Here is a 13884-nt window from a genome sequence, read left to right as displayed (position 1 = left end):
GGACGCGGGCGTCGGCTGAGGCGGCTGACCGGGCCGGACCCGCAACAACGGGCCTAGCTGCGCATCGCCCGTCGCGCACTGTCCGTCCGCTGGGCGGCGTTCGCGATCCTGACGTCGGCGGCAAGGATCGAGGCGCCGTCGGGCCCGGCTAGGACGGGATTGAAGTGCACCAGCGCGATCTCCGGATGGTTGTCCTTGAGCCTGGTGAGGCGGGCGGCGAGATCCTCCAGGGCCGTGACGTCTACGGCGGGGAGGCCCTGGTACCCGAAGAGCTTCCGCGACGCCCGGGGCGCCCGGATGAAGTCCTGGACGTCGGAGCCGGAGAGCGGCGGCACGCGGTGGGCCCAGTCATCGAGCAGGTTCACGGCGTCGCCGGCCAGGCCGAAGGAGATCACGGGCCCCAGCAACGGATCTTCAATGGCACGGAAGGTGCAGGCCTGCCCCACGGGCACCATCGTCTGCACTTCGAGGGACGGGGAGCCGTACCGCTCGAGCGACTTGCGCATCTGGTGCACGTTGTCCCGCAATGAATCGGCGTCCTGGATGTCCAGCCGCACGCCGCCGAGGTCCAGCCGGTGCCGCAGCGCCGGATCCGTGGTTTTCAGCGCCACGGGCCAGCCGAGCTGCTCGGCCGCTGCCACGGCCTCCTCCGCCGTCTCGAACCCGACGGACGGGACCAGCCGGATGCCGTAGTGGCCCAGCAGCCGCGCGGCCGTGTCCTGGTCCAGCCGGACGAGCTGCTCGCCGCCCACATTGCGCAGCAGCTGCTCCAGGTCCGCCCGGGCAGCCTCCGGGTGGCAACCTTCGGGTTCCACGAACAGGCCCTGATCCCGGTCCAGCCACTGGGCGTAACGCACGACGGCGGCCAGGGCCGCCACCGCCGCACCCGGGTTGGAGTAGCACGGAACAGGTGGAGCCAGCCGGGGCTGGTGTGGTTGCTCCGGTTCGGCGCCGACCATGCCTTCCACGTAAATGGAGGGATCAAGGATTCCGCTAAAGGCAGCAACCACCGGTTTGCCCGCCGCCGCGGAACATTCGGCCAGCACGCCCGCGATCTTTTCGACCGTGAGACCGCGCGCCGGAAGCAACGCCACCACCGCCGCATGCACAGTGTCCGCGGTGAGGGTTTCCTGCAGGCTCCGCCGCAGCGCCGGCAGCGCCCGGGACATGCCGGCATCGAGGTCCACGTCGGCAACAATCCGCTCCACCCCAAGCCCCTGGCGGGCGGCGCTTTCCGCGACCACCTTGCCCAGGGCGCTCGAGTTGCTGAAAACGGCGATCCCGGCGCCCTTGGGCAGCGGCTGGCTCGACACGATCTGGGCGACGTCCATGAGCTCTTCGATAGTCTCGACCCGGATCACGCCGGCCTGCCGCATCATGGCGTCCAGCGCTTCCGGGGGCGCCTGGGTGGTGCGGACGGCGTGCCCCGGCGGCAGGTTCAGGCCCATGGCGTCGGACTTGGCCACAATCACCGGCTTGGTCCGGGCCAGGCGGCGGGCCAGCCGGGAGAACTTGCGCGGGTTGCCGATCGATTCCAGGTACAGGCCCACCGCCGTGGTGTCGGCGTCGTCCTCCCAGTACTGCATCATGTCGTTGCCGGAGACGTCGGCACGGTTGCCGGCGGAGAGGAAGGTCGAGATGCCGACCCGGCGGCGGCTGGAGGCGGCGTAGAGGGAGACGCCGATCGCGGCCGACTGGCTGAACAGCCCCAGCCCGCCGCGGCGGGCCAGGGCCGGTGCCATCGAGGCGTTGAGTGACACGGCGGGATTGGTGTTGACGATGCCCAGCGACGCCGGACCGATCACGCGCATGCCGTTGGCGCGGGCCTGCCGCACGAGTTCGCGCTGGCGGGCCAGGCCGCGTTCGCCGTCGTCCGCGTACCCGGAGGTGGCCACGACGACCCCCTTGACCCCGGCGGCGGCGCATTCCTGGACCACTTTGGGGACCTCGTCGTACGGGACCGCGATGATGGCGAGCGTGACCGGGCCGGGCACGTCGGAGAGCCGGGCGAAGGAGAGCATGCCGGCGAGTTCCAGGGCCTCCGGGTTGATCGCATAGACCGGGCCGCTGAACCTGCCTTCGATGACGTGCTCGAGGAGCTGGTAACCCACGGTGCCCCATTTGCGGCTGGCTCCGATCACGGCCACGGACGACGGGGCGAGCAGTTCCTGGATACTGCGGGCCTCGGCGCGGTGCTCGCGGGATTCCATCACGGCACGGGACTTGTCGGTGGGGTCGATGTTGAACTCGAGGCTGACCACGCCGTCGTCGAAGTGCCGTTTGACGTCGTAGCCGGCATCGGAGAAGACCATGAGCATCTTGCGGTTCTCCGGGAGCACCTCGGCGCTGAACTTGCGGATCCCGTTCTCGCGGGCGGCGGCGGCGAGGTGTTCGAGCAGGATCGAGCCGATGCCACGGCCCTGGTGGGCGTCGGCGATGTTGAAGGCAACCTCCGCCTCCGCCGGGTCATTCAGCCGGTCGTATCGGCCGATGCCCAGGATTTCGCCGCCAATGGTGATCACCAGGGCCACCCGGTCCTTGAAGTCCACCTCGGTGAAGCGCTTGAGTTCCTTGCTGGAAAGCTTGGACTTGAAGGCGAAGAAGCGCATGTAGATGGACTTTTGGGATTGGCCTACGTGGAAGGCCTGGACCGCGTCTGCATCGGAGGGGTGGATGGGGCGCACATGCGCTGTGCCGCCGTCGCGCAAGACAACATCGGCTTCCCAATATTCCGGATATACGCCGTCCGCCGGCTGATCCACCATAGGCTTAGCCTAGTCATAAACTTACGCAGTACCCGTTCAGCACCCCTCAGAAGGATCCACCAGCCTTATGGCACGCCGCCAAACCACGCCCCCGGCAGGGGAAGCCAGTCAGGATTTCACCGAGAACATCGTCGATATCGATGTCACGTCCGAGATGGAAGGCTCGTTCCTCGAGTATGCCTATTCGGTGATCTACTCGCGGGCCCTCCCGGACGCCCGCGACGGGCTGAAGCCCGTACAGCGGCGCATTCTCTACATGATGTCCGACATGGGGCTGCGCCCGGACCGCGGCCACGTCAAGAGCGCCCGCGTGGTGGGCGAGGTCATGGGCAAGCTGCACCCGCACGGCGACGCCGCGATCTACGACGCCATGGTGCGCATGGCCCAGGACTTCTCCCTGCGGCTGCCGCTGATCGACGGGCACGGCAACTTCGGCTCGCTCGACGACGGCCCCGCGGCCCCCCGCTACACGGAAGCCCGGCTGGCAGCCGCGGCCCTGACCCTCACGGACCACCTCGACGAGGACGTCGTCGACTTTGTTCCCAACTACGACAACCAGCTGACCCAGCCGGAGGTGCTGCCGGCAGCGTTCCCCAACCTGCTGGTGAACGGCGCCACGGGCATCGCCGTCGGCATGGCCACCAACATGGCCCCGCACAACCTCATGGAAGTCATCGCCGCCGCCCGGCACCTGATTGAGAACCCGGACGCCACTCTTGAGGACATCATGAGGTTCGTCCCCGGCCCGGACCTGCCCACCGGCGGCCGGATCGTGGGCCTGGACGGCATCCGCGACGCCTACGCCACGGGCCGCGGCTCCTTCAAGACCCGGGCAAAGGTGGACATCGAGCAGCTCTCGGCCCGCCGCACCGGCCTGGTGGTCACGGAACTGCCGTACATGGTGGGCCCGGAGAAGGTGATCGAGAAAATCAAGGACGCCGTCAACGGCAAGAAGCTCACCGGCATCAGCGACGTCGTGGACCTCACGGACCGCAAGCACGGCCTGCGCCTGGTCATTGAGCTGAAGAACGGCTTCAATCCCACAGCCGTGCTCCAGCAGCTCTACCGCTACACCCCGATGGAAGACTCATTCGGCATCAACAACGTCACGCTGGTCGACGGCCAGCCGCAGACCCTCGGGCTGCTCCAGTTGCTCTCGGTCTACGTGGACCACCGGATCAATGTCGTCCGGCGCCGCACCGCCTTCCGGTTGGGCAAGAAGAAAGACCGCCTGCACCTGGTCGAGGGCCTCCTGGTCGCGATCGTGGACATCGACGAGGTCATCCAGATCATCCGGTCCTCCGACGAGGTTGCCGCGGCCCGGACCCGGCTGATGTCCATTTACGATCTCTCCGAGATCCAGGCCAACTACATCCTGGAACTGCGGCTGCGGCAGCTGACCAAATATTCACGGGTCGAGCTGGAGAAGGAGCAGGAGGAGCTCCGCCGGGAGATCGCCGAGCTGGAGGCGATCTTGGGCTCCCCCGCGCTGCTCCGTACCCTCGTGTCGGACGAGCTCGGCGAGATCTCTGAGAAGTACGGCACACCGCGCCGGACCGTGCTGCTGGAATCCGAGGCCGTCTCCCCCACCGTGGCAGCCGCAGTTGGTGCAGCCACCGGGGCCAAGGGCAAGGCCGCACCGCTGGCCCTTGAGATCGCGGACGATCCTTGCTGGGCCATCCTCACCGTGTCCGGCCAGATCGCCCGCACCGCCAGCCAGGACAGCCTGGCCGAGGCCGGTCCGCGGACCCGGCATGACGTTTTCTCCTCCGTGGTCAAGACCACCGCCCGCGGCGAGATCGCAGCAGTGACCTCGCAGGGCCGCATGCTGCGCCTGCAGGTCATGGACATGCCCGTGCTGCCGCCGACTTCGGGAACCCCGAACATGGCCGGCGGCGTACCGGCCAAGGATTTCATCACGCTCCTCAAGGGCGAGTCGCTTATGGCCTTCGCGCCGCTGGACCAGGTCCTCGCGATCGGAACCGCCCAGGGAGTGGTCAAGCGGGTGCAGCCGGACTATCCGCTGAACCGCGAGGACTGGGAAGTGATCGCGCTCAAGGACAAGGACACCGTGGTGGGCGTTGCACCCGCCGGTTCCGACGACGACGACCTTGTCTTCATCACGCGCCAGGCCCAGCTGCTGCGGTTCAGTGCCTCCGCCGTCCGCCCGCAGGGCCGGACAGCGGGCGGCATGGCCGGGATCAAGCTGGCCGCCGGTGACCGGGTGATGTTCTTCGGGGCCGCCAGTCCCGCGGACGCCGCCGCCGTCGTCGTGACCATCGCGGGGACGGACGGCGCCCTGCCGGGCACGGCCCCCGGGGCTGCGAAGGTCACCGCCTTGGCCGAATACCCGGTCAAGGGCCGGGCCACTGCCGGGGTGCGGGCACACCGCTTCCTCAAGGGCGAGGACACGCTGCTCCTCGGCTGGGCCGGTCACGGTCCGGCCAAGGCTTCCTCACTCGCCGGCGTGGCCCGCTCACTCCCCGGCGAGCACGGCCGCCGCGACGGCTCCGGAATCCCGCTGTCCCAGGCGATCGACGCCATTGGACCCAGCATGGCGTGGTCAGAGGAACCCGCAGCCGGCACCGACCCGTAGCCGCGGGCACGCACGAAGCCCCGGGGATGCACGAGGCCCGGGGGTTGAATGAGGCCCGGCCGGAAACGCTTTCGCGATCCGGCCAGGCCTCGTGACCTTGGGTTGTGTTCGGGCCGCCTGCCCGGGGTCTCTGTCCGTTCGCCGTCTTCGGGCTCAGGGACGTGGCACCGTGTCCGGCAACCTCAGTCCCGGCAAGGCCGTGCCAGCATCCACCGGCCAGGCGCTAGGTCAGGGAGACGAGGCTCAGGATGTTGCCCTCCGTGTCCAGGAACCACGCGGCCGAGCTTCCGTCCGGAGTGGTGGCGATGCCGCCCTCGGTTTTTAGGCCCGGGAAATCGTATTCCTCGAAAACGACTCCCTTGGCGCGGAGTTCCGCAACGGCGCCCGGCACGTCATCGACCATCCAGCCGATCTGCGTGTTCTTGGCTGTTCCGGCATTGGGCGTCTGGTACAGCAGGAACGCGGTTCCTCCGCCGCATTTGTACTGCAGGTTGTCCTCGGCGTCCGGGTTTTCGGGTTCGAGCCCGAGCTTATCCCGGTAGAAATCCCGTGCACGGGCGATGTCCGCTGCCGGTAGCACTGCGCCGACTTGCTTGTCCTTGAGCATGGCTATTCACTTTCCAGGCCCGCCCCCCGGAAGGAATAATACTCCTCCACGTGCCGCACGTACCTGAGAAACTGAAGGGCGTTTCCCGCGGCCGCCGGCGGCATGGCCGGGACGCCAGTCCGCGGTGCAGCGGACTGCTGACTGAGGTGCGGCGGTCACTGCACAGGTACCGCCGTCTAGCTGTCGTGGAGCCGTCGCGGAGCCGTACAGGGGTGCCTTTGTCACCTCCGCCCGGGCCGTGGTCATGCGGCCGTCACGAGGTCGTCTGGTCGGAAGTAGTGGTTCCGTCTGGGTTGCTGGCGCGGGTCGAGGTGGGGTGGCGGGATGAACCAGGGAATCCCGGTTTTGAGCCGGATGGTCCAGTGTTCCTTGTGGATCACGTGGTGGTGGTGGGAGCAGAGCAGGACCCCGTTCTCTGTCCCGGTGGTCCCGCCGCGGGACCAGTAGGTGATGTGGTGGGCCTCGCACCAGGGTGCGGGGATGGTGCAGCCGGGAAAGGCGCAGCCCCGGTCCCGGGCCGTGATGGCTTTGCGGAGGTGCGGCGGGAAGACCCGGGAGGCGCGGCCGATGTCCAGGACCCGGCCCTCGCCGCCGAGGACGACCGGGATGATGTCCGCGTCGCAGGCGATCTTCCGGATCGTGGAGGCGGTGACGGGCCCGGTGAACAGCAGCACCCCGGTACCCGTCCCGGTGCCCGTCCCGGGCTGTCCGGTGTTTGCTGTGGCGCCGGGGGTGTTCTGCAGCCGGGTGAGCAGGTCCCGGTAGTCGATGGTCGCCATGACCTGGGGGCGGAGCCCGCCGGCGGCGGGCAGCGTTCCGGCGGCGAGGGCGACCTTGCACGCGCCGACCAGTCCGTCGAGCAGCCTCTGGGCCCGGGAGCGGAGGTCCAGGGCCGGCAGCGCGGGGTCCTCATCCGCGGCGGGCTCATCGCCGGGGCCGGGCTGGTGCTCCGGGCTGGTCGCGGCAGCCGAAGCGCCTGCACCGGTCGAAACGTCGGAAGCAGAAGCGCCTGCACCGGACGGGGCGTAGTCGGCACGGGATACGCAGGCCGATGCCCCGGCGGCAGCAGCACTGACCGAAGCCTCACCGGAGGCCGCGCCGGCGGCCCAGCCGCCGCCGCCCGAAGCGTCACCGGAGGCCGCGCCGGCAGTCCAGCCGGCGCCGGCGACCGAAGCCTCACCGGAGGCCGCGCCTGCGGCCCAGCCAACACCGAACGCCGTGCCGGCAGTCCAGCCGTCACCGGCGGCAGTGGCGCCGGCGGCGGACCTCTCGGCGGTGTCCGTGGCCGGGGAGGTTCCGGTGTTGCCGGTGCGGGGGTTGGTGGCGGTGTTCATGACGGTCAGGAGGTGTTCGAACTGTTCGGTGGTCGCGAAGATCTCGAGGTGGTGCAGGCCGTGGCGCCGGCGGCGGATGAAGGCGCCCTGGAGCTGGCGCAGCAGCTCCTCGGAGGGCTCGGCGCCGTCCTGGTCCAGCGCGTCGGCCCAGCTGCGGGTGACGCGGACGAGGAAGTCGGCGTCGTTCTCGGCGGCCGTGCGGGTCAGGGCGTGTTCCATCCGGGCCGCGGCGTCCGCCTCGCACAGCGGCCGGACCCGCTCGAGCGCGGCGGTGATGACGCTCGCGGCCCGGGACGCGACCTCGCCGGCCGCGACCGCGGCACCGAGCTCCCGGTGCAGGGGCGGCACCGGCCGGCCGGCGAGTCCCTGCCCGGGCAGCAGAGCCTCGGCCAGGGAGAGCCGGCGCCGGGCCTCCGCGGCGCCGATCCGCAGCCGGGCCCGCAGGAACTCCACGGTGTTCCGGTACCCGTCATCCAGGACCGACGCCGGCACGGCTGACCCGTCAGCCACGTCAGCCGCGGCCGCCGTCGCAGAGGCAGGAGGCGCCGCCGCGGCCGCCGATCCCGATCCGGCAGCCGTCACGGCCGCCGCCCCGGACGCGCCGCCTGCGGACGCGCCTGCCGCGGCGGTACCGGCAGGCTCCGCGGCTCCGGATCCGCCGGTCTCCCAGCCGGCCGGGCTCTCCCGCCAGCCCGTGGTCCACGAGGTGACAGCCCCCGCGGCCCCGGCATCGGCCGCGGACTGCTTCCGGGTCCGGTCCACAGCCGAAGCCGCCACCAGCTGCAGAAACTCCACCGTGCGCGAGAACTCCTCCACCCGTCCGGCGAAGTCCGACGCGGCCCGGAATCCCCACGACCCCGCGTCCAACACTGCCGTCGCACTCAACGCCTGCAACGCGGCCAGCGCCCCGTCCAAGCCGTCAATCCCGTCCACACTGGGTTGCTGGACCGGGGCTGGGCCCCGGTCCGTGTCCTGCCCTTCTTCCTGGCAAGCAATGAAATCCCTGACGGCTTCCATAACCAGAGTCTCCCAAAGGGGTGTGACATTTTTAGGCAGGACCCCGAGTGTGCACTCTGGCAACAAAGGCGACATCGCCATGGCCGGTTTGTCGTCAGGAAGATCCTCCGCGACAACTCTGCAGTGAACGCGGCGGCCAGGTGGGCATGACCTTGCGGGTCGCGGCCCCCACCGGCTGTTGCACCGAGTCGGCATGCCCGGCGGAACAAATGCACCTACACTGCTGGAATGCCTATCATTCCCGATTCCAAGGACTGGACCTGGGTCCTGTCACGGCCCTGCCCCGAGTGCGGTTTCGATGCCTCGGCTGCGACCCCTGCCACGGCCCCGGGGATGGTCAGCAGCATGCTCCCGCGCTGGCGGGCGGCCCTCCGACGGCCGGACGCGGCGGAACGCCCCAATGAGGCCACGTGGTCCGTCCTCGAGTACGGATGCCACGTCCGGGACGTCTTCGCGCTTTTCGATCACCGCCTGTCCCTCATGCTGACCGAGGACGATGCCCGGTTCGATGACTGGGACCAGGACAAAACGGCAATCGAGAAGGACTACGCCAACGCCGACCCAGCTGAAGTCGGTGTTGAATTGACCGCCGAGGGCGAGCAGATTGCCGCGTCCTTCGCGCGGGTCCCCGAGGAGGATTGGGGGGGCAAAGGAACGCGGAGCAACGGCTCGGTGTTCAATGTCCTGACTTTCGCGCAGTACTTCCTGCACGACGTCGTCCATCACCTCCACGATGTGGATGGCTAGCGTGTGGACGGCTAGCGCGAAACACGGCCAGCACGCCGGCCGGCTGGCACCCACACGGCAAGTCTGCGGTCCCCTAGATAAAGCTGTCCCCTAGAGCATTCCCTAAGGCGCCGACCGCTGGAGATCCTTGTCCCAAGCCATGCTTCGGTTGACCGCCACATAGCCCATCTTGACGTAGAGCGCGAGGGCTCCGGTGGGGTTCTCCGAATCGACGTCCAGCGAAGCCACGTCCATCCCCGCGGCGGCGAAGCGGCGCATGGCATCGGCCAGGAGCACCTGCGCGATGCCCCGGCCCCGGAATTCCCGCCGGACTCCGAGGAGCTCGGTGTATCCCTCGCGGAACCCCCGGGTCAGGGCGGCCTCGGCGTCGTGGGTGGCCAGCTGGTAGCCGGCCACAATCCCGGTGGAACGGTCCAGTACGACGCCGCTCAAGTCCGGCCGGGCCTGCGGATCGTTCACCACAAAGCCCCAGGCCTCCTCGTCGCGGGGCTCGCTGCCCCAGTGGTCCCGAAATGCCGCGTTGTGCGCCAGCCGCACCGGCTCATGCAGCGCCGGTCCAAACGTCACGAGCTCCAGTGCCGGGTCCAGGATGGCCTCAGGCACAGTCTGGGTCAGCGGCCGGTGCATCTCGTTGTAATAGCGGACAATGCCGTAGCCGGAACCGGCGAACAAGGCGGCCTGGTGTTGGTGCTGCTGCTCCATGTAGAGCCGCAGCCTCGGGCGCGGGACCGCGCTCCGTGCGTCCCCGTCCTCGTCGGCAGTCCCCGCCGCGCGCGCGTCCTCGGCGAAGCGGTCCCTGGTCCGCTGTTCCATCCAGCCCAGCAGTCCGGTGCCGATCCCGCTCCCCTGCCACTCAGGGTCAACGCAGCCGGAGCCGTTCGCCTTGTCACCGTCGCGGTTCTTGGTGATCCGGCCATATGCCCGGGCAACACCGTCCGGATCGAAGCCGAGGAGGGTGTTTGCCGCCACCGGGTTGTTCTTCGACTCCAGGATCTGTTCCAGATCCGCCCGGCGTTCAAACCAGACGGGCTGCTCGACGGCGGCGGTCCGGGCGATCAGCCTGGCCCACGAGTCGAGGTCGCCGTGCTCCGCCGCCCGCCAGGACAGCCGGGGATCGAGTGCGGGCCGGGGCAGGAGCTCGCCGTTTTGGTTCATGGCAACAGGCTAATCGGCCGGCTACCCCCGCGCCAGCACAGCCGCCGGCGCCGGACCGTCGCCCGCGGCGGCCGCGGCAGCCGCGGCGTCGAGGTCGAGTCTGGTGTCAGCGGGGTCGATATCGTTCGGGTTGTGGGTGACAAGGACAACGGTCCGGTCGCGCAGCCCGTTCCGCAATTCGGCGAGCATGAGCCTGCCTGATTCCGCATCGAGGTGTGCGGTCGGTTCATCGAGCAAGATGATATCGGCCCCGGTCATGAGCGTGCGCGCAACGGCCAGACGGGTACGCTCCCCGCCGCTGAGGAACGCCCCGCCCGGGCCGATCCGGGTGTCCAGTCCGTCCTCAAGCCGGGCCAGCACCGGACCAAGTCCGACGGCGTCGAGGGCAGCGCGCATCTGCTCGTCGCCTCCGGCGGCCGCGGACGTTCCGCCCGCCGCGGCATCCCCGGCCGCACCCGTGGCGCTGTCCGTGCCGGCGCGAGCGGGCTCAGGCCGCGCGAGTTGAAGGTTGCCCCGGATGGTCGAGTCGAAAAGGTGCGCCTCCTGCGGGCACCAGGCGGCGCGCCCGCTCAGGTACAGGTGGCCGCCGGCCGCCGGCAGGAAACCCAGGATCGCTGCCAGCAGGGTCGATTTGCCGGAGCCGGAGGCGCCGGTGACGGCCAGCCAGCGCCCTGGGCCGGCCTCGGCAGTGAGTCCGGTAAAGACGTTGCCGCTGCCAGGCCACGCGGCTGCGAGGTCCACAAGTTCGATCCCGGGCCCGCCGCCGGGTCGCGAAGGCACGTGCACCAGGCCGCCCGTTGCGGCGTCGTCGCCCTCCGGTTCACCATTGGCCCCCGGCTCCAGGACACCTGCCTCGCTGATCCGCCGCATTACGGCGCGCAGCGCCGGGTATTGCCGCACGGCCGTGGTGATGGCCGCGTAGGGGTCCACCAGGGCAAGCTGCACCAGGACCACGACGGCGACCGTCTCCGCTTCGACCGCGCCGCTCAGAGCGAGCGGGGCGGCCAGCACGGCACTGGCCAGGGCGGCTCCGGCGCAGGCCAGGACGGTCAGGGCCTGGCCGAGCCCTTCCGCCCACGCCGACCGCTGTGAAGCAGCCGTCGCGGCCCGGTCCGCCCGGCCTATCGCACCAAGCACGGGGGCGCTCACGCCGTTCGCATTCAGTTCTGCGCGGGCGTCCAGGGCGGCTGCCACGTGACGGAGCACGCCGGAGCGGAGTTTTTGTTCGGTGCCGGCAGACATGCGGTCGGCGGCCAACGCCAGTGCCGGGGCAACGACGATGCTCAGCAGCGCTGCCACAACCACGGCGGGCAGCGCCGCGGGAAGCAGCAACCCGATCCCGCACACTGCGGCCACGGCAACAGCCATGGCAGTCACGGGCGGCAGCACGACGCGCGGCAGGAGCTCGCGGACAGTGTCGACGTCGTCCACCACCGTGCCCAGGACGTTGCCACCCTGCAGCAACCGGCGGAGGGACAGTGCCCGCCGGCTCAGCGACTCCCACAGCCGGCCCCGGAGCCGGGTCAGGGCGGCGAACACGGCGTCATGCAGCAGCAGCCGTTCGGCGTACCGCAGGCCCGCCCGGCCGACGCCGAAGAACCGCACGCCGACGATCGCGGTGAGCAGGTACAGGATGGGGGGCTGCTCGCTGGCGCGGATGATGAGCCAGCCGGAGAGCCCGGCGAGGGCGACCGCGAACAAGGCCGCCAGAGTGCCTACGGCTCCGGCGGCGGCAAACCGGCCCGTTACCGGGGCCAGCAGGCGACGCAACTGGGAGGTGACTGAGCCGGCCGGGCCGACCGAGCCGAATGAGCCGACAGAGCCGACGGCCACGGCAGGCGCGGCGCCAGCTTCAGGGCCGCCAGGCGTTGCGCTCGGCGTTGCGCCCCGGCTCGGACTCGGCGTCGCGGCAGCCGCGGCGGAAGGCGGCCGGATGGCCGCGGCCTGGACGTCCGCATCGATTGATGCCGGCAAAGGCGTGGCGATGGACGGATATTCGACTCCGTGGCGCCCGGAGCCGTGCGGAGCCACCGCGACGAGCATGTCGGCAAGCTCCCGGGTCTGCCGGTCGTGCGCGACGAGCAGCACAGTGACCTGTCCCCGGAGCCCGGCGAGGGTCCGATTGACCTTTGTGGCCGATTCCCGGTCCAGATGGGCGGTGGGTTCATCCAGGAGCAGTACGCTGGCGCCGGCCTCGATCCGTGCCAGCCCGCGGGCCAGCGCCACCCGCCGCAGCTCCCCCGGGCTCAGCTCGGCCGGGTGCTTGGCGGCCAGGTGTTCCGCGCCCACGGCCGCGAGGCACCGCTGCGCTGCCGCATCGTTTTCCGCGCTGGCCGAATCGCCGGTGGCAGCGCTGGCCGCGGCGGCGTCGGGTCCGTTGGCGGGAACACCGAGATACAGGCGGATCTCGTCCAGCACCGTGGAGGCCACCATGACGGGGTGCTGGGGCACCCAGGCGAGATCCGCCGTCGTGAATCCTCCGAGGCGTCCCGATACGACGGTCCCCGAGCCCGTCCCGACGGTCCCCGCGAGGACTCCGAGCACGGTGCTCTTGCCCGCACCGCTGGCCCCGTCGAGTGCCGTAATCCGGCCGGCAGGGGCGGTGAAGCTCAGCGGACCGACGGCGGCATCCCTGCGGCCGCCGAACCGAACGCTCAGCCCGTCCACGGTGATGGAGGGCGGTCCAGCGGCAAATCCGGCGTCGGGCGCCGGAACCAGTGGCGCGGTTTCCGGCACTGAAAGGACCGCAGTGGTTTCGGCGAGCGCTGCCCGGCCTTCGTCGCTGGCGTGGTGTGCGGTGCCAAGCTCCCGGAGCGGCAGGTAGCAGTCGGGGGCCAGGATGAGGGCAAGCAGCCCTGCCTCCAGCGCCATGTCGCCGTGAACCAGGCGGACGCCGATGAACACAGCGACCACCGCCACGGAAATGGTTGATATGAGCTCAAGGGCCAGGGCGGAAAGAAAGGCCGTGCGCAAAGTCCCCATGGTCCGGGAGCGGTATTCCTCGGACATGTCCTCCAGTGCCTGGCGCTGGGCGGCGGCCCGGCCCAGGCCCACCAGGACGGGCAGGCCTTTGGCGAGTTCGAGCATGTGGCCGGAGAGCCGCGCCAGTGCGGACTGGGCTTCCCTGACGCGTTCCTCTGTGTACCGCCCGATCAGCACCATGAACAGCGGCACCAGCGGCACCGTCAGCACGATCACCACGGCGCTGATCCAGTCGGCGAACAGGATGCGGGCCCCCAGCAGCAGCGGGATGGCCGCGCAGTTGACCAACGCGGGCAGGAACTGGGTGTAGTAGTTATCCAGGGCATCCAGCCCACGGGTGGCCAGCACGGCGAGGCCGCCGTCGGCGGGCCCGGACGCCCGCGTTCCGTTCCTGAGCGCCTGCTCCAGCAGCTGAGAGCGCAGCTCCTCCTTTACCCCGAGTGCCGCCCGGCGCGAGGCCACCGACTGCGCCCACACGGTCAGTGAGCGCAGCACGGCTCCGGCGGCCCCCAGAACCAGCTGGTCGGCCCAGGCGGGGTCATGCGCCGCGAGCCCGGCGAGCATCGATGCCACGGCCTGGGCCATCAGCACAAGGGACAGCGCCTTCAGGGCGGCCAGCAGTCCCAGCAGGTAGAGGGCGGAACGGGTCGCAGGGCCGGCGGGGAACGGTCTCATCAGCGA

The 13884-nt window shown here is 70.1% G+C and carries 7 protein-coding genes; 2 read left to right on the top strand and 5 right to left on the bottom strand.

Annotation, left to right across the window (positions count from 1 at the left end):
* Positions 1 to 53: 53 nt before the first annotated feature.
* Positions 54 to 2765 (bottom strand): GNAT family N-acetyltransferase, encoded by a 2712-nt coding sequence (locus LQV16_RS07360; protein ID WP_229993256.1) that lies wholly within the window; start codon positions 2763 to 2765, stop codon positions 54 to 56.
* Between the two features lie 67 nt (positions 2766 to 2832).
* On the opposite strand from LQV16_RS07360, the gene LQV16_RS07355 reads away from it, so the two are divergent.
* A complete protein-coding gene (locus LQV16_RS07355) occupies positions 2833 to 5361 on the top strand; it encodes a DNA topoisomerase IV subunit A (RefSeq protein ID WP_229993255.1) in 2529 nt (842 codons plus the stop codon).
* A 223-nt stretch (positions 5362 to 5584) separates the two neighbouring features.
* On the opposite strand, the gene LQV16_RS07350 is transcribed toward LQV16_RS07355, so the two are convergent.
* Together LQV16_RS07350 and LQV16_RS07345 are read right to left on the bottom strand one after the other, a co-directional pair.
* Complete coding sequence (locus tag LQV16_RS07350; RefSeq protein ID WP_229993254.1) at positions 5585 to 5968, bottom strand: VOC family protein; 384 nt, start codon at positions 5966 to 5968, stop codon at positions 5585 to 5587.
* A gap of 242 nt (positions 5969 to 6210) precedes the next feature.
* Positions 6211 to 8319 (bottom strand): DUF222 domain-containing protein, encoded by a 2109-nt coding sequence (locus LQV16_RS07345; protein WP_356815709.1) that lies wholly within the window; start codon positions 8317 to 8319, stop codon positions 6211 to 6213.
* 228 nt (positions 8320 to 8547) lie between these two features.
* Here LQV16_RS07345 and LQV16_RS07340 point away from each other — a divergent pair, with 228 nt between their 5' ends.
* On the top strand, positions 8548 to 9066 hold the full coding sequence (locus tag LQV16_RS07340; protein ID WP_229993253.1) for a DinB family protein: 519 nt from the start codon (positions 8548 to 8550) through the stop codon (positions 9064 to 9066).
* A 102-nt stretch (positions 9067 to 9168) separates the two neighbouring features.
* Here LQV16_RS07340 and LQV16_RS07335 read toward each other — a convergent pair whose 3' ends face one another.
* Positions 9169 to 10221 carry a GNAT family N-acetyltransferase gene (locus LQV16_RS07335; RefSeq protein ID WP_229993252.1) on the bottom strand — a complete coding sequence of 351 codons (1053 nt, stop codon included), beginning with the start codon at positions 10219 to 10221 and terminating at the stop codon, positions 9169 to 9171.
* A gap of 21 nt (positions 10222 to 10242) precedes the next feature.
* Complete coding sequence (gene cydD / locus LQV16_RS07330) at positions 10243 to 13878, bottom strand: thiol reductant ABC exporter subunit CydD (RefSeq protein ID WP_229993251.1); 3636 nt, start codon at positions 13876 to 13878, stop codon at positions 10243 to 10245.
* Positions 13879 to 13884: the final 6 nt, after the last annotated feature.

Source organism: Arthrobacter sp. Bi26, from assembly GCF_918697925.1.
Classification (GTDB): domain Bacteria; phylum Actinomycetota; class Actinomycetes; order Actinomycetales; family Micrococcaceae; genus Arthrobacter.
Note: the sequence above shows the minus strand (reverse complement) of the source record. Positions and strands in the feature narration are given on the sequence as shown.